This is a genomic window from Maricaulis maris (assembly GCF_003634045.1).
In the GTDB taxonomy this organism is placed as follows: domain Bacteria; phylum Pseudomonadota; class Alphaproteobacteria; order Caulobacterales; family Maricaulaceae; genus Maricaulis; species Maricaulis maris.
Map to the genome: position 1 here is coordinate 59,884 of NZ_RBIM01000005.1, position 16,690 is coordinate 76,573.

Below are 16,690 nucleotides of genomic sequence, written 5' to 3' on the forward strand. Positions count from 1 at the left end.
ACCGGCATCGTCACAGCTTCGTGAGCGATGTGTCAGGAGCCTGTCGCCTCGCGGCGTTGTATGAGAGCCTCAAACATCTTGTTGTGTGAGGGGAAATCATGCGTCGACTTTTCATTGCTTCTGTTGCCCTGGCCGCTCTGGTGGCCGGACCCGTCCTGGCCCAGGACGATCCGATGCCCGTGAGCATCGAAAATGCTGTCGCCGATGCGAGCCGCCCGGAGGCGGATCGCCAGCTGGACGCCAATCGCCATCCCGCTGAAGTTCTTTTGTTTGCCGGTGTCGAGCCGGGTTGGCGCATTGCTGATCTCGCCGCCGGCAGCGGATATTATTCCCGCGTGCTCTCGACCGCAGTTGGTGCCGAGGGTCATGTCTACACCATGAACCCGACCTGGGTTGCCGAACGGTTTGCCGAGACCGATGCCGGCCTTGCGGCCTTTGCGGGTGAGCGGGCCAACATGACCCATTCCAGCTCCGCCATCGAGGCCTTCGGCGACAATGTTGACGGTGAGTTGGACGCTGTATTCATGGTGCTTTTCTACCATGACACGGCATGGGACGGCACCGACCGGACCGCCATGAATGCCGCGGTTTTTGACGCCTTGCGTCCCGGCGGCGTCTACGTGGTCGTCGATCACCGGGCCGTGGAGGGCGCAGGTTTGACGGTGGTTGAAAGCCTGCACCGGATCGAGGAGGCAGCGGTGGTCGAGGAAATCACCGCCGCCGGTTTCGAACTGGACGGGTCGAGCGACATGTTGGCCAATCCGGAAGACAGTCGTGAGATCAGCCCGTTCGACCCATCCATCCGCCGTCAGACCGACCGCTTCGTCCTGCGCTTTCGCAAGCCGGAGTAATCAGGCGGCATCCAACTCGGACCGGAAGCGGTTGAGCTCCTCGTCGAGGCGGCTCGCCGCTTCTCCCAGTTCGCCGGATGCGCGTGTGAAGGCCTCGGCGGCGGCATTGGTCCGCTCGGCGGCTTCGGTGACCGAGTGCATGGAATTATTCACCTCGATCGTCTCGACCGCCGCGCGTTCGGCGAGTGAGGCGATTTCCTGGGTCGCCTGGTTTTGCTCCGAGAAGGCGCCCTGCACGCTTTCGGTGGATTGGCGCAGTTCGGAGATGATTTCCGCAATGCGCCCGAGAGCCTCGGCAGCGCCACCTGACGCGCCGCGCATCGCTTCGATCTTCTGACCGATATCGCTGGACGCTCGCGTGGTCTGCTCGGCCAGTGCCTTCACCTCGGACGCCACCACCGCGAAACCCTTGCCGGCCTCACCGGCGCGCGCTGCCTCGATCGTGGCGTTCAGTGCCAGCAGGTTGGTCTGCTCGGCAACGCCGGCGACCAGGCGCATGATGTCTTCGATTTCCTTGGCCGCGGTTTCCAGCGCGTCGATCGACCGACCCGCGCCTTCGGCTTCGGCGGCCGCCCGGTCGGACACATCATCACTGTTCTGGAGGATGCGCGCGACCTCGCCGATCGAGGCGGACAATTCTTGCGCAGCGGCGGCCACAGACTGGACATTGCTGTTGGTCGTCGAGGCTCTGGAGGACGCCTCAGACGCCCCCTCGCGCGTTGCTTCGGCATCGCCGCTGAGATCGCCGGCCAAGCTGCTGACCTGACCGGCCGCGCCGGAAATCCCTCCGGATACGACCCGCAAGGCTTCCTCGAATTCCCGGGCCAGGGCTGCGATGGCGAGGCGCTGGCGATCCGCATTGTCCTTGGTTGCGACCTGGGCGTCGGCGCTTTGGGCAGCGGCTGATTGCGCTGCGGCGGCTTCGTCGGCCTTGTGATCAGCGCCATTGAGGGCTTGTGACGCATGGTAGGTCATCCATACCAGCGCGCCGGATTGTCCGATGACGATTACGGCGTGGAAGACGACACGGAAGAAGTCGGCGCCATCCGGAAACACCGCCCAGGGCAGAAAGAAGTTCAGCGAAAGGTGGTGGACGGCCGTCGCTGCCGACGCGGCGACGATCACGCGCCAATCAAGCATCACCGCCGAGATCGAAAGGGCGGCGAAAAACATCATGTGCATGTCGATCTGCCACGGTGAACCACTTAACAAATAGACAAACAGCGCCGGATAACCGATGAGCGCCGTGCCGACTGTGGCCCGCGAGACCGCACTGTTCGGGTCCAGCCGCCAGCTGGCGACCGCTATGGCGAGCAGGACAAAGCCGACCAGTCCTGCCGGGACAAGACGGTTGCTGGCAAAAATGCCTGCGGTCACGATCAAGCTGATACACAGGCCGACCATGATCAGCAGGGTCACGGTTTGGGCGCGCTGGCGGATGTGGTTGAGGCTGGTCATGTCGATGGGGTCTCTGCTGAGGATCGGATGGACTGGGCTGTCGGGGTCTGGTTGATCAGGCAGCCGTGCAACGTGTTGGCCGGGATGATGAGCCAGGCGCCGGCGTCACGCAGGGCTTGGCGATCATCTGCGGCCGGCAAGACGAATACGCCGATATTGGCGGTGCGCCCGATCATCAGTGCTGACTGACCGGCGGCGGCACCAGCAATGATAACATCCCGGGCCTGCCATCCCGGCGGGAAGACAGCGGCGTAGCGATCATCAGTCGCCGGTTCTGCGACCGCCAAAAGGGGCGTCACGCCAACGATTGCAATCACAAGTATAGTCGGAATGAATTTTATCATTGTCTATATACAGGCCTGCAAATGGCTGCCTGTTCTAAACGTATGACAGTTAATCAGTGTTTACCGTTTCCACACGCTACCGGATTCAATGTGCGCGGGTCGTTGCCCATTCTGAATTCAGAAGCCCGAAAATCAGGCTGTCCCGAACGCCCAAATGGGTCTCCCACTGGTCGCGCAACCGGCCCTCGAGCGTGAAGCCCAGCTTGGTGAGCACGGCGATCGAGCCGGCATTGTCCGGATCGGTATCGGCGTAGATCCGGCGCAGGCCGAGCGCGTCGAAGCCATGATCCAGCACCCGGGCGACCGCTTCGCTGACATGGCCGCGGCGTTGTGCGTCCGGACGGATGATATAGCCGATCTCCGCGACCCCGGGCTTGCGATCGATCAGGACGACCCAGCCGAGGGCGTCATCCGGTGCCGCCGGCCGCGTCATGGCCCAGCATCGAACGGTGGCCGATCGTGTCGAGCCAGCGAGATAGTCTCGCGCTTCGGCGAGGTTTTCGACGGGTGCGCGAGACCAGTATTTCATTGTGCCGGGGTCTTGCAGCGCAGGGAGGAGCGCGAGCGCATCATCCTGATGAATCCGGCGCAGCAGGAGGCGGTTGGTCGTCAGCACCGGGACGTCGCAAGACGGCGTGCGGGCTTTCAGCTCATCGTGGGTGACTGTCAGCGTGATTTCGTCGAAACGTTCGGCGGTTCAGGCCTGCATGGTCTTGAAGCAGTCCTGGGAAAACCAGTCATGCTCGGCGAAACAGGCCTTGCGAACCGCTTCGTCCGGCCAAGCGGCATAGGACCAGTACAGCCCGTTCTCGTCGCGATGCAGAACGGCGCCATAGGAGCCGCACGCCTGGTGGATGCGTCGCGTCCCCTCGGCCCAAGCGGTTTCGAATTCCGCAGCGCGGCCGGGCTTCAGTTTCCAGCGATAGAGAACGGCAGCGGTCACGACGCGGCGTTGGCTGCGCCTTCACCGTCGGCCAGGCGCTGTTTGCGCAGCACGCTCGCCTTTACCTTCTGGCTTTCCGAGCGCAGCTGGCCGCAGGCGGCGAAGATGTCGCGGCCGCGCGGCGTGCGGATGGGGGAGGCGTAGCCGGCCTTGTTGACCACATCGGCAAAGGCTTCGATCTGGTCCCAGTCCGAGCATTCATAAGGGCTGTTCGGCCACGGATTGAACGGGATCAGATTGATCTTGGCCGGGATGCCCTTGAGAAGTTTCACCAGCGCCTTGGCCTCGGCCAGGCTGTCATTGACGCCCTTCAGCATCACATATTCGAAGGTCACGCGCTTGGAATTGCCCAGGCCGGGATAGGCGCGGATGGCATTCATCAGCTCGACCAGCGGGTATTTCTTGTTCAGAGGCACCAGCTCGTCGCGCAGCGCGTCATTGGTGGCGTGCAACGAGATCGCCAGCATGGTGCCGGTGAGCTCGCCCAGCTCTTTGATCTTCGGCACCACGCCGGAGGTCGAGACCGTGGTGCGGCGGCGCGAGATGGCAATGCCCTCACCGTCCGAGATGATGTCGATCGACGTCGCGACATGATCGAGATTATAAAGCGGCTCACCCATGCCCATGAAGACGATATTGGTGATCTTGCGGTTCTCGTTCGAGGTCGGCCATTCCTCCAGATCGTCGCGCGCAATCATCACCTGGGCGACGATTTCGGCGGCGGTGAGATTGCGCACCAGCGCCTGGGTGCCGGTATGGCAGAAGGTGCAGTTCAGCGTGCAACCGACCTGGCTGGAGACGCACAGGGCGCCGGAGCGGGCAACGTCCGGGATGAACACCGTCTCGCACTCGACGCCGGGCGCCAGCTCGATCAGGTATTTGCGGGTGCCGTCGACCGAGACCTGGCGGTCGATCAGCTTGGGGCGGTGCAGGGCATATTTGTCGGCAATGACGGCGCGCAGGTCTTTCGAGATATTGGTCATCTCGTCGAAGGATGTGACGCCGTAGTGATAGATCCAGCGCCACAATTGCTCGGCGCGCATCTTCGCCTTCTTCTCGTCGACGCCGCAATCGATCGCCACCTCACGCAATTCCTCGCGCGTCATCCCGGCCAGCGAGCGCAGGGCGCGCGGCGTGGTTTCGTCAATGCGGCTGGCATTGGCGTTGCGGGCATCAATGTTCAGGGCGTGGTTCATGGCCGCCAGACTATCTCAAACAAAACGAAGCCGCGCGCTCTATCACAAAAGCGCGGCAATGCCGAATCGGACCGGTGCGCGGGATCAGTTGCAGAGCGCCTCGACACGCTGCAGGGCCGCGGTCACGCCGGACAGCGAGAATTCGTAGGAGGTTGCCGCTCCGTCCAGCGTCGTGGCGGTGACCCGCATGACCGATCCGCGGCGCATCGAACGGATCAGATCGGCTTCCTCGTCGAGATCGTCGAGAAAGCCCTCCTGGTTGTCGGCGAACATGTCAAACCGGTCCGAGCCGACCCGGACTTGCGGCGGGCTGGTCGGGCGCAGGTCATAGCCGACCAGCAGCGAGGGTTGTTCCTCGACCGCACCGGACTGCCAGCTGGCTACCAGGAAATAGACATTGCCGTGTTCATGGGCGCGCGGCGCGCTGTCGGTCGGGCGGCTCAACGCGTAACAGGAAAAGCCCGCATCGGTATTGCGGGTGAAGACCCGCCAATCGCTGTACTCGCCGCGAAACTGCGGATCGTCCTGGGCGAAAGCGGGGGCGTTCAGTCCGGTCAGCAGACCAAACGCCAGGCAGGCATGTCGGATACGCACGGTGATCATCCTCGTCGCGAAGCACATTCGACGCCGTCTAGGGCATCCCTATGGCGGTATGATGGCGGAGTTAATCCCGCCCTAACAGCGCCAATTGATCACCGGATCAGCGGTGGATACCGGCCTTCTTTGTCGCCTCGGCCAGGGATTCAAGATCCGGCCCGCCGGGCATCAGTGGCCGTTCCGGAAAGCCGCCGAAATTGATCTGGCGATCATACAGGGTGATGGCGCAGGCCACCGAGACATTGACGCAGAATTTGGTCGGGATTTTCACGATATGGCTGCACCTTGCCTGCATATCTTCCGACAGTGATCCACGCTCGCGGCCAAAGACATAGGCGGCGCACAGCGGGTGGCGAAAGCTGGGCAGGTCGACGGCGTCGTCCGTGAGCTCGATGCCGACCAGCTGGCAGTTCGACGGCAGGGCAATTTCGTCGGTGGCATCCCATTCATAGTAGGGGACATGGTCGACGGATTTGGCAGTATCGGCGCGGTAGACGTCGCGGACCTGGTGATTGGCATCGACCGTGAAGGCAAAGCTGGCGCCAAAGGCGTGCGCCGTGCGCAGGATCGCGCCCATATTCATCGGCTTGGAAATGCCTTCGGCGCCGACGCCGAAATAGCCCCGCTTCACCGTGATCATCAGCGTACCCCGGCAGTCACACGTCCATCGGGGTGGACCATGGCCTGTTTCATGCCCGGCGAGTTGAACGGCGCGGCCAGATTGCCGTCGCGGTCGACGGCAATGATGCCGCCCTCACCGCCCAGGGCGCCGACATCGGCCAGCGCTCCGGCAACGGCATCGGCGAGAGACTGGCCGCCATAGGCCATGCGGGCCGAGACGTCCTTGGCGGTCGCGGTGCGCAGGAAATACTCGCCCTGGCCGGTACAGGAGATCGCCACATGGCCGTCGGCCCAGCAGCCGGATCCGATGATCGGACTGTCGCCAACCCGGCCTTCCATCTTGTTCAGCGTGCCGCCGGTTGAAGTGGCGGCCGCCAGCCGGCCTTCCATATCGAGGGCGACACAGCCGACCGTGCCGGTGGCTATGGCGCGATCATCCGGCGCGGCGGCGGGCGTGTAGTAGTCGTTGACGCTCTCGACCCGTTCCAGCTCCGCTTCGCTGCAAAAGCGTTCAGCGCCGCGGCCGGCGAGCATGACATGGGGCGTGGTGTCCATCACCGCGCGGGCCGCCGAGATCGGGCTGGTGAAGCCGGTCAGTGCTGCGACCGACCCGGCCCGCCGGGTCGGCCCGTCCATGATCGCGGCGTCCAGTTCATAGCGGCCGGCCTTGTTCGGCGAGGCGCCCTTGCCGGCGACATAGAGCCCGGAGGCTTCCAGCTCGCGCACAATGTCCTGCACGATGTCGAGCGCGTTGGCGCCGATGGCGAGGCGCGCCTTGGCGGCTTCGGCAAGACCGCGCATATGATCGATTTCCTTGGCATAATCGCGATCAGCCAGGGTGCCGGCGCCACCGTGCAGCAAAAGGGCGTAACGTCCGCTCATACTGTCCATCCCGTCTCGTTTGAGTGTGTGCCGATTGCTCTAGCACCGCTCGCGCATCCCGCCCAAGCCGGTTTTCCACCGGCGGCGAGCCGTTGCTCCGGATTTTCTTTTGGCAGGCATCACGCTATGTCGCTGGCATCGATAAAGGGGAGTGCCTCATGAAACTCGACTCATCCATTGCCGCTATTGTCACCGGCGGCGCATCCGGTCTCGGCGAAGGCACAGCCCGCCGTCTCGCCGCAGACGGCGCCAAGGTCGCCATTTTCGACATGAATGCCGAGCGCGGCGAGATGGTCGCCAAGGAGATCGGCGGCGTGTTCTGTCAGGTCAATGTCTCCGATGAAGCCAGCGTCGACGCCGGCCTGGCCAAGGCCCGGGAAGCGCATGGCCAGGAACGCGTTTTCGTCAATTGCGCCGGGATCGGCTGGGCCGAGAAGACGGCACGCCGTTCCTCCTCGACCGGTGAAGTTTCGGCCCACTCGGCCAAGGGCTTCCAGACCGTGATCGGGGTCAACCTGATCGGCTCCTTCCTGTGTGCGTCCAAATCGGCCGCCGGCATGATGTCGCTTGATCCGCTGGGCGGTTCCGGCCGTGGCGTCATCGTCAACACGGCGTCGGTTGCGGCCCAGGACGGTCAGATCGGCCAGGTTGCCTATGCCGCTTCAAAGGGTGGCATCTACGGCATGACCCTGCCGATGGCGCGTGATCTCGCCAAGGAAGGCATCCGCGTCAACACCATCCTGCCGGGCTTCTTCGAGACCCCGATTTACCAGCAGATGCCGCCGGAGGTGAAAGTCTCGCTCGCCTCGCACCTGCAATTCCCGCAGCGTTTCGGCACGCCGGAAGAGTATGCGGACCTCGTCGCCTTTATGGTCAATTCCGACTATATCAACGCTGAATGTGTCCGCCTCGATGCCGGTGCCCGCATGCCGCCGAAATAGGCGCCTTGCCCAACGCCAGACAGACAAAAGGCCGGAGGCGAACCTCCGGCCTTTTTCATGGCAGCTATCGGCCGGATCAGAAGTCGCGGCGCACCGTCAGGCGGGCGTTCAGCGGCTCGCCGGTCGAGATATTGGTATTGCTGTGCGCGTCCGGGAAATAGTTTTCGTCGAACAGGTTTTCGACATTCAGCTGGATCCGGGTGGCGTCGTCGAGATCGTAATAAACGGCCGCATCGAACCGGGTATAGGCTGGGATCTCGACCGAATTGTCCTCATGCACGAAATTGGCGTCCTGATAGGTTGCGCCGATGGCCAAGCCGAGCTGGTTGCTGACCTGGTAGCGGTTCCACACCGACAGCATGTGCGCCGGTGTCTGGCGGGTCGCATTGCCGTCAAAACCGCCACCGTCGACGGTTCCGTCCAGATGGCTGTAGCCGGCATTGACGGTCCACCGGTCAGTGACCTCGCCCACCAGCTGAAGCTCAAAACCTTCCGTCGTGCTGCCGGTCACCGTGGTGACAATGGACGGATCATCCGGGTCGACCGTGGTGAACTGGCCGCGCTCGAGGCGGAACAGGGCGGCGGTGAAGCTGAGTGTGTCGGTGATGTCCCATTTGGCGCCGATCTCACGGTTCTCGAAGACTTGCGGCTGAATGTCCTCGGTCGTCGAACTGAGTGTCAGGAACTGGTCGCCGGCGCTCGGCAGGAAGGTCTCGGTATAGCTGGCATAAAAGGACATGTTGTCAGCCGGCTTGTAGATCAGGCCAAAGCGCGGCGACACTTCCTCGTCGACGCGGCCGCGGCGGCCATTGTCCGTCGCCGTGACGGCAAACAGGTCGAGGACCTCGACGTCAAAGCGGTCGAAACGGGCCCCGACAACGAGTTTCAGCGTATCGGTAAGGTCGATCTGGTCCTGCAGGTAGAGCGAGGTGAATCGAACCTCGGAGCTGCGGTCACGCACAGGTGTTGAAAAGGCGAAGTCGGGGATCACGAGCAGGTCGCTGAAATCGATCGTGATCTGGTCGTCATTGCTGGCCGCGAACAGATTGTCGAAGCGGGCATTGTCGGTCGCCTGGTCACCATATTCGCCGCCGGCCAGCACGGTGTGGCTGATCGCGCCGGTGTTGAACTCGCCGACCAGATTGGCCTGTATGACGGTGTTGGTGCGGGCGGTGATGTCGCGATAGCCGTCCAGCGTGACCCGGTTCGGCGTCGCGACGGCGTCGAAGCTGGCGGCGTAGAGGTTCTGATAGGCCTTGTCATAATCGGCGTGCTGGACCGTGACATTGCCGCGCAGCCGGTCACCGAATTCATGATCGAGGCGGACCCGGAATGTATGAGCTTCCAGCGTTGTATTGTTGGCGTCAGGCGAACCAAAGAATGTCTCGTCATGCCCTTCCAGCGGTCGGTTCGGCGCCCCGGCGATATTGACCGAGGGGACGCCGCGATCCACGACCCGGTCGTCATTGAGATGCTCATAGAAGAAGGTCGCCGTCGTGTCGGTTCCCAACTCCGTCCGGAAGGTCGGGTTGATGCCGTAACGTGTACCGTCAAAGGCGTCGCGGTGATTGGCCATGTCCTCGACAAAGGCATTCAGGCGCAGGGCCGAGCGGTCGCCAGTGGCAAGATTCGTGTCGCCGGTAAGCTGCCAGGCGCCGAATGTGTCGATGCCGGCGCTGACGCCGGAGAAAGTGTCGCCCACAATTGGTGACTTGGTCACGCGATTGATGACACCGCCGCCACCGCCGCGTCCGAACAACAGCGCGTTCGAGCCACGCAGGATCTCGACCTGTTCGAGATTGTAGAGCGGGCGGTAATACTGGACGTCATCGCGGACGCCATTGAGGAAGAAGTCGGCGGTCGACTGGTTGCCGCGGATATTGATCGCGTCACGATGGCCTTCGCCCTGGCTGATCGACAGGCCAGGCGTGTAGCGCAGGATGTCCCCGAGATTGGCAAAGCCCTGATCGGCGATCTGGACGTCAGTGACGATGGACAGGCTCTGCGGCACGTCGATGACCGGCGTCGGTGTTTTCACCGAGTTGAGCTGGTCCAGCGACAGATAGCGTCCATTGACCTCGACGACATCCTCGTTTTGCTGGGCGTGGGCCGTGCCGAAGCCGAGGCCGGCCGTGAGAAGGGTTGTGGCCAGCAGGGCGCTTTTTTTGATCATGATGAGACTCGAACTTGCAAATGAAAATCAAAGTCCGAGTATTCAGTGTGAGAATGCGTGTCAAGCGTAGGGGGTGAACGCGGGCGATCGTGCTGCACACGGTTTGTCCAGCGTGTTGAATTTGCATCAGGTGGCGTGAGGCAGACGCTGCAAAAATGGGCCGGCGCCACGCGCCAACCCTTTTGCAGTCCCGGATATGGCTCCGATGGAAGGCGGTTCAGCCGCCTTCCGGACGCACGATCTGGTCGCCGAGATTGGACATCACGTCGCGCGCATCGAAAGCACTGGGGTCGTCGGGCTTGGTACCGCGGCCGAGATAGATTTCGGCGCTGGCCTCATAGCGCGTGCTTTCGCGATAATTGACATCATCCCAGAACGGGTCGTGCCAGCCGCGCCAACCCCAGCGCGGGTGGAAATAGGCGTAGTGAACGTTGAAACCGGAATAGGGAGATCGTCCGATTCCGGACGCCATGACCCGTGTCTCCTCATCGGTCGCGCGATCAACGACGGTGAAATGGTCAAACCCGTTCTCGACCGTGAGCTCGGAAGCCCGGTAGAGCAGGTAGGTTTCGACCGTCTCGCGGTCGGTGAGCGAGTTGCCCTCGAAGGATATCCGGTAACGATTGGTCTCGATGCGGGTTTCGGTGAAACCACGACGAGACCCGTCCGCCGCCTGATAGGGCGTCGGGGTTGCGCAGCCGCCCAGCACAGCCAGGCTGGCCAAAGTGATCAGAACGCACCTCATTTGGGGCTCCTTGTAACGCTTGGCGGTCCCTCGCCTCATTAAATATGACTCGTCCTTGGCCGTTCAAAGGCGCGGACTCGACATAGCGACAAGCATAGGGCTGTCTGTTCCGGCGTCAAACGTCTGATCGAGGCGCAAAGAGGCTGGCTGGGGGCCGGATAGCGTGATGAAGCGCATGAAAGCGGAGGCGGCCCTGCTGGCCGCATTGGTAAGTCTGGTCCTGTGGCCTGCGGCCGACGCCGTAGCGGATCATACCAGCGAAACCGCGATTCAGAATGCGTGCCTCGCTTCAGGTCAGGCCGAGGCGGTCTGTGCCTGCATCGTTCGGGAAGCCAATTCGCGCTTCTCTCATGGTCAGCTTGAATTGGTGGGCGCTGCAATGCCGCGGCTCGAGCGGATCACGGACGATCCGCAAGCCGGAGGGCTGCTCTCGTCCGAACCCCCGCTGACCTCGGAACAGCTGCAAGCACTGCGTCAGCGTGCCGAAGTCGCTGATGTCGTCATCCGGCAGGCGTGCGGCGTCGGCCTCCGGCTGGGTGAAGGGACTTAGCCAGGTCGCGTCGGTGGTCTATTGCGGCCACCCGGCCGGTGGACCAAGCCGCGATGGGCGATCCGGACGGAATCGATCAACGCGTCAAATTCACGGGTCTGGCAGAGAAAACTCGGCCGCAGGGTCGGATGGTCAGGCATGTCGTAGAGCTGTTCGGCTGTTGTCAGCCGTGATCCGCCCAACCGGGCGAGGAAACCCGGATCGACCGTTCGCATGGCCTCCTCCGTCCGGCAGATGGGCCCGAAACCCTCGCTGGAGACGGGTTTTGACGGTGCAAGGGAATTAAAGCCGTCCACTGGTCAGCGCAGGTCGATTTCCACAATCGCGGTCGACGGCCGTGTCTCAGCGGGTTCGGAGCCGTCGGCAGGAAAGAGCGGCCAGGCGGCGTTGGCGACCAACCACGCACGACCATCGGCGAGATCGACCAGGGTCGGTTCGGTCTCCCCGCTCATTGCCGGATGGCCGCGCAGCAGGACCTCGATATTTGCGACTTCCACGCCCGTCGGATCGAGGTCGATCGCCATGACCTGGTGCGGCCGGGCGCCATTGCGAACCGCCACCAAGCGCCCGTCACGGGTTTGCCGCAGACCGTCAATACCGATCAGGCTGATCTCCGATGCGCGCACCAGGCTGGCGCTGCCATCCGTCAGGTCAATCCGCCAGATCCCCATCGAATAGTCCGCCACATAAAGGGCGCCGCGGGCCAGCGCCACGCCCTGCAGGCTGACAAAGCGCGGGTCTTCGGAGAGGACTTCGAGGTCACCGGATACGCTGTCGAGCCGATAGACCCGCGGTGCCTGGCTGTCGGAGACATAGGCAGTGCCGTCGCGAACCACGAAATCGGCCATTTGCACAGCGCCGTCGATCGTGTAGCGGCGATACAGCTCGCCGGTCATCAGGTCGAAGGCAAACAGCGCTGTTCCCCCCTCCTCTCCTTCGTCCAGCGGCGTCTGGTCGACTGTTCCCGAGGCGGCCCACAACATGCGGGTCCGGTCATCGACGAACAGGCCAAACACTGACCACAATCCGTCCTCGCGGTCGGCAAACACGATCGGCTCGTCCCGGGCAAACGGCTCCAGCATCAGGATTTCACGTTGGGCTACCGAGGAGGCGAATATCCGGTCGGTCTCGATATCGACCGCGACGCCCTCGATCAGCGCATCCGGGCGGTCAATGCGGGCAATGATTTCACCACTGCCCGTCGGTGCCGCATTGGCAGTCAGGGCCGCCCGGACCGCGGTCAGACGGTCATTGTCGGCGGCTTCCAGCAAGGTGATGGTCTCGGCGGCAGGTTCAAATGTGAGGCCGGCGGCGACAATGTTGTCGAGCGCCTCAAACCCGTCGTCGGCACGCCCGGCACGGGTCGCGATCGTCACCAGCGCGCGCAATACGGCCGGATGCGCCGGTTTGAGGTCGAGGGCTGCCTGCATCAGCCGGCGCGCGCTCTCCGTGTCGCCGGCACGCAGCGCCCGACCGGCCTCACTGAACATTTCCAGGGCGATGCTCTGGGGCGTCGGGGCTGCCGGCGATTCATCCTGGGCGAATGTCGGCAGGGTCAAGAGACAGGCGAGTGATGCTGCGAGTGCGCTGGCTTTGAATGTCATGTGATGCGTATCCCCCAGAAACGCGGCCCCAATGGGACCCGTTCGTGGATATTATGGGGTTTTACCGATAGCGAAAGTCACAGCCGCGTGCGCGGCATGGCGGTCATGCAGCAGCTTTTGCTCAGAAATTCACCGTTATCGGGCCTTCATCCTCGACGGGGCCGGTCAGAATGACATGGTTATCCTCCCGCCAGTCCACGAAGAGCTCGCCGCCATCGGTCATGATCGAGGCGCGTCGTTCTGCGAGACCACGCCGGTGTGCGGCTACCAGGGCGGCACAGGCGCCGGTGCCGCAGGCGGCCGTGATGCCGGCGCCACGTTCCCAAACCCGCAGCCTGATATGGTTGGCATCATGGATCTGGGCGAAGCCGACATTGACGCGCTCCGGAAAGAGCGGATCGAGTTCGACTTCCCGGCCCAACCTGGCAGCCGGGAAGGCCTCGACGTCACGAATGAAGAAGACGGCGTGCGGATTGCCCATTGACACGGCGCCGGGAGCCTCGATGCGGATGCCGTCGATTTCGGCGGCATAATCCAGCTTCACGGTGTCCATCGGCCGGGCCAGCGGGATGTCCTGCCAGTCCAGGCGCGGCGGACCCATGTCAACACTCACCGTCAACGGTCCGGCATCGCTGGCGTGGAGCAGGCCGCCGACGGTGCCCAGGCTGACAACCCGGGCGCCGGTCTCCTGCATCATCGCCCAAGCGGCAGCTCGGGTCCCGTTGCCACAGGCACCGACCTCGTCGCCATCGGCATTCCAGATGCGCATGAAGGCGTCGGCGCTGTCGCTGTCGTCGAGCACCAGAAGTTGATCGAAATGATGCGTGTGCGCGAGCTCGCGAACCGTGGTGCGCGACAGGTTGAACACGCCGGCGCGCCCCCGCACATCGGCGAGGATGAACTTGTTGCCGGCTCCATTCATCAAACGTGCGTCCATATCCGCTCCGATAGCGCTCCGCTCTCTTTACGTCCACACCCGCTCCGGTGTTTATTGCCGCGCAAGCATCAGAGGGGAAGAGACTGATGAGAGCAATTCGCAGTATATGGGCGGTCAGCGCCAGCGCCGCCATCCTCGCGGCCTGCAGCCAGCCCGCCAGCCAGGAAGGTGACGCCGTGGCCACCGAAACACCCGACGCCTCGACACAGCGCCAGATTGTCGAGATCGACCCGAACAATGATCCGCGGGTCTGGCTTGAAGAGGTTGAGGGCGAACAGGCGCTGGAATGGGTCGAAGGCCAGAATGACCGCACCTTTGCCCGATTGCAGGGCGATGAGCGCTATCAGGGGCTTTATGATCAGGCGCTGGCGATTGCCCAATCCAATGACCGCATCCCCTATGGTTCCTATTCCGGCGGCTATGTCTGGAATTTCTGGCAGGATTCCGAGCACACGCACGGCCTGTGGCGCCGCACGACGCTCGACAGCTATCTGACCGACGCACCGGAATGGGATGTCGTGCTTGATCTTGATGCCCTGTCCGAAGCCGAGGACATGAACTGGGTCTGGCGCGGCTCGAACTGCCTGGCGCCGGCCTATGAGCGCTGCATGATCACGCTGTCGGATGGCGGTTCCGATGCTGCCGTACGCCGCGAATTCTCGATCCCGGATCGTGCCTTTGTCGAAGACGGGTTTGAAACGCCGGAAGCCAAGGGCGGTGTCAGCTGGATCGACGCGGACACGTTGATGGTCGGGTTGGCCACCTCCCCGGAAGACACGACCAGTTCGGGCTATCCTTCTGTTGCCTATCGCTGGGAGCGCGGCACCGATCTCGCCGATGCCACCGAAGTGGTTCGCGGTGACCAGGATGATGTCGGCCTGTTTGCCTTCCGCGCCGAGGACCATGACGGCACCGTCTACATGATGGCCTCGGAAGCCGACACTTTCTACGATACGACCTGGTGGTACCTGCCGGCCGACGCGGCGCCGATGCAGCTACCGCTGCCGACCAAATCCTCGATCCAGGACCTGTTCCAGGGCGAGCTGGTCTTCACGATCGAGGAAGAATGGACACCGGTCGAGGGCGGCGAGACCTTCCCGCAAGGTGCGCTCCTGTCTTTCACCATGGCTGACTTTGCGGCCAGCGGTGAGTTGCCGGCGGTGAAGACGGTCTTCGTGCCCGGTCCGCGCCAATCGCTGGGCGGCATGGGGTCAACGGCTTCGGCCTTCCTGGTTGCGATTGACGAAAACGTCGTCGGCGGCCTCGAAGCCTTCCACTATGCTGACGGCAATTGGACCTCCGAAACGGTGCCTGTGCCAGCCAACATGACGATCAGCCTGGGCGGCACCAATTCGCATCACGACGTTGCCTTCATGAATGCCGAAGGCTTCCTGACGCCGGACAGCTATTTCATGGTTGATGCGGCCGAGCTGACGGTTGAGGAGATCAAGTCGATCCCGGCCCAATTCGATGCCGAGGGCCTGGTCGTCGAACAGCTGGAAGTCGCCTCGACCGACGGCACGATGGTCCCCTATTTCGTGGTTCGTCACGAAGACACGGTGATGGACGGCACGACGCCGACCCTGCTTTACGCCTATGGTGGCTTCCAGGTCTCCATCCGGCCCAGCTATTCCGGCTCGCGCGGCCAGCTGTGGCTGGAAAATGGCGGCGCCTATGTGGTCGCCAATATCCGTGGTGGTGGCGAGTTCGGCCCGGCCTGGCACCAGGCCGGTCTGAAGATGGATCGCCAGCGCATCTATGACGACCTGATCGCGGTGGCCGAGGACTTGTCAGCCCGTGGCATCACCAGCCCGCGCCATCTGGGCGTTTATGGCGGCTCGAATGGCGGCCTGCTGACCGGTGTCATGTATACCCAGCGTCCGGATCTGTGGAACGCTGTCGTCTCTGCCGTGCCGCTCCTCGACATGCTGCGCTATCACACCCTGCTCGCCGGTGCGTCCTGGATGGGCGAATACGGCAATCCGGAAGACCCGGACGAGGGTGGTTTCCTGCGCTCGATTTCGCCCTATCACAATGTTGATGCGAACGGCGATTATCCGGAAATCTATCTCTACACCTCGACCAAGGATGATCGCGTCCATCCGGGCCATGCCCGCAAGATGGCGCACCTGCTGGAAGAGTTGGGCCATGACTATCTCTACTATGAGAATACCGCTGGCGGTCACGCCGCTGCGGCCAATCTGGAAGAGACAGCCCGCCGTGATGCGCTGCTCTACACCTTCCTGATGCAAAAGCTGATGGATGATGATGACCCGCTCGACGCGGAGTAGGCTTTCCGCCGAGACCATGAAAACCCCGGGGCGAAGGCTCCGGGGTTTTTCTTGGCGTACCTTTGGCTCCGCACGCTTTCGCGCCGGAGCGATGGGAGGGGAACGGGATGTCGGCGAATGCCGATAACCGGTTTGATTTGAAAACGTGACATCGCCGACATCCCGTTCGCGGAGATTTCCCGGACGCTCTCGCCCCCGATTCCAATGCGCCAGGTAGATGGGGTCGGTCGTTTAGTGCCCCGCGACCTGGTCGCACGCCCTGCCAGCGCCAATGGGTGTCACGCCACCGCCCGGACAGGCTCCGCTCGCTTCCGGGCACAAGTGACTGAGCTCGCGCCTCCCGTCCCGAAAACCGAGGGGAGTATCCCATGGGGTGAAGGGGGGCGGATAAGTTTGTCGCCTATCCCCGCCCCACACACCGTCATCCCGGCGCACGCCGGGACCCGGAATGCGACGCAAGCTGTTGCCAGGCCAGGCGAAATCGTGTGCGCGCGACTGGATCCTGACTTTCGTCAGGATGACGGTTCTAAAGGCGCTGGGCGGGGATAAGCGGCGCG

17 protein-coding genes are annotated in these 16,690 nt (G+C 63.0%); 4 read left to right on the top strand and 13 right to left on the bottom strand.

Going from position 1 to position 16,690, the window contains the following annotated elements; all coding sequences use genetic code 11:
* Positions 1-98: 98 nt before the first annotated feature.
* Positions 99-851 carry a class I SAM-dependent methyltransferase gene (locus C7435_RS11100; RefSeq protein WP_121211548.1) on the top strand — a complete coding sequence of 251 codons (753 nt, stop codon included), beginning with the start codon at positions 99-101 and terminating at the stop codon, positions 849-851.
* Here C7435_RS11100 and C7435_RS11105 read toward each other — a convergent pair whose 3' ends face one another.
* The 8 genes from C7435_RS11105 to C7435_RS11140 form a co-directional block, all read right to left on the bottom strand.
* Entirely contained in the window at positions 852-2,309 is a 1,458-nt protein-coding gene (locus C7435_RS11105) for a methyl-accepting chemotaxis protein (RefSeq protein WP_075189129.1), read from the bottom strand.
* The gene (locus C7435_RS11110) at positions 2,306-2,608 is read right to left on the bottom strand and encodes a hypothetical protein (RefSeq protein WP_143742903.1); all 303 of its coding nucleotides are present in this window, start codon (positions 2,606-2,608) and stop codon (positions 2,306-2,308) included. Before C7435_RS11110 ends, C7435_RS11105 begins: the two co-directional genes overlap by 4 nt.
* Positions 2,609-2,738: 130 nt before the next feature.
* Positions 2,739-3,269, bottom strand: coding sequence for a GNAT family N-acetyltransferase (locus tag C7435_RS11115; protein WP_233350755.1), 531 nt, complete (start codon positions 3,267-3,269; stop codon positions 2,739-2,741).
* Positions 3,270-3,350: 81 nt separating this feature from the next.
* Positions 3,351-3,596 carry an antibiotic biosynthesis monooxygenase gene (locus C7435_RS11120; protein ID WP_121211550.1) on the bottom strand — a complete coding sequence of 82 codons (246 nt, stop codon included), beginning with the start codon at positions 3,594-3,596 and terminating at the stop codon, positions 3,351-3,353.
* Positions 3,593-4,792 carry a dual-specificity RNA methyltransferase RlmN gene (gene rlmN, locus C7435_RS11125; protein ID WP_121211552.1) on the bottom strand — a complete coding sequence of 400 codons (1,200 nt, stop codon included), beginning with the start codon at positions 4,790-4,792 and terminating at the stop codon, positions 3,593-3,595. The genes C7435_RS11120 and rlmN overlap by 4 nt, the downstream gene beginning before the upstream one ends.
* Positions 4,793-4,876: 84 nt before the next feature.
* Positions 4,877-5,395, bottom strand: a complete 519-nt coding sequence (locus tag C7435_RS11130; RefSeq protein WP_407658358.1) for an invasion associated locus B family protein — start codon at positions 5,393-5,395, stop codon at positions 4,877-4,879.
* 97 nt (positions 5,396-5,492) lie between these two features.
* Positions 5,493-6,029, bottom strand: a complete 537-nt coding sequence (locus C7435_RS11135; RefSeq protein WP_121211554.1) for an RNA methyltransferase — start codon at positions 6,027-6,029, stop codon at positions 5,493-5,495.
* A complete protein-coding gene (locus C7435_RS11140; protein WP_121211556.1) occupies positions 6,029-6,892 on the bottom strand; it encodes an isoaspartyl peptidase/L-asparaginase family protein in 864 nt (287 codons plus the stop codon). The genes C7435_RS11135 and C7435_RS11140 overlap by 1 nt, the downstream gene beginning before the upstream one ends.
* 158 nt (positions 6,893-7,050) lie before the next feature.
* Between C7435_RS11140 and C7435_RS11145 the strand changes: the two genes are divergently transcribed.
* Positions 7,051-7,833, top strand: a complete 783-nt coding sequence (locus tag C7435_RS11145) for an SDR family NAD(P)-dependent oxidoreductase (RefSeq protein WP_075189124.1) — start codon at positions 7,051-7,053, stop codon at positions 7,831-7,833.
* Positions 7,834-7,909: 76 nt separating this feature from the next.
* On the opposite strand, the gene C7435_RS11150 is transcribed toward C7435_RS11145, so the two are convergent.
* Both C7435_RS11150 and C7435_RS11155 read right to left on the bottom strand, forming a co-directional pair.
* Entirely contained in the window at positions 7,910-10,006 is a 2,097-nt protein-coding gene (locus tag C7435_RS11150; protein ID WP_170150446.1) for a TonB-dependent receptor, read from the bottom strand.
* Positions 10,007-10,223: 217 nt separating this feature from the next.
* On the bottom strand, positions 10,224-10,751 hold the full coding sequence (locus C7435_RS11155) for a CC0125/CC1285 family lipoprotein (protein WP_121211560.1): 528 nt from the start codon (positions 10,749-10,751) through the stop codon (positions 10,224-10,226).
* Positions 10,752-10,917: 166 nt separating this feature from the next.
* On the opposite strand from C7435_RS11155, the gene C7435_RS11160 reads away from it, so the two are divergent.
* Positions 10,918-11,301, top strand: a complete 384-nt coding sequence (locus C7435_RS11160; protein WP_147422683.1) for a hypothetical protein — start codon at positions 10,918-10,920, stop codon at positions 11,299-11,301.
* On the opposite strand, the gene C7435_RS11165 is transcribed toward C7435_RS11160, so the two are convergent.
* The 3 genes from C7435_RS11165 to dapF form a co-directional block, all read right to left on the bottom strand.
* Complete coding sequence (locus C7435_RS11165) at positions 11,298-11,516, bottom strand: hypothetical protein (RefSeq protein WP_121211563.1); 219 nt, start codon at positions 11,514-11,516, stop codon at positions 11,298-11,300. The genes C7435_RS11160 and C7435_RS11165 overlap by 4 nt on opposite strands.
* An 84-nt stretch (positions 11,517-11,600) precedes the next feature.
* Positions 11,601-12,905, bottom strand: coding sequence for an NHL repeat-containing protein (locus C7435_RS11170; protein WP_121211565.1), 1,305 nt, complete (start codon positions 12,903-12,905; stop codon positions 11,601-11,603).
* Between the two features lie 121 nt (positions 12,906-13,026).
* Positions 13,027-13,842 (bottom strand): diaminopimelate epimerase, encoded by an 816-nt coding sequence (dapF, locus tag C7435_RS11175; protein WP_233350757.1) that lies wholly within the window; start codon positions 13,840-13,842, stop codon positions 13,027-13,029.
* 86 nt (positions 13,843-13,928) lie between these two features.
* Between dapF and C7435_RS11180 the strand changes: the two genes are divergently transcribed.
* Positions 13,929-16,133 (top strand): prolyl oligopeptidase family serine peptidase, encoded by a 2,205-nt coding sequence (locus tag C7435_RS11180; RefSeq protein WP_121211567.1) that lies wholly within the window; start codon positions 13,929-13,931, stop codon positions 16,131-16,133.
* Positions 16,134-16,690: the final 557 nt, after the last annotated feature.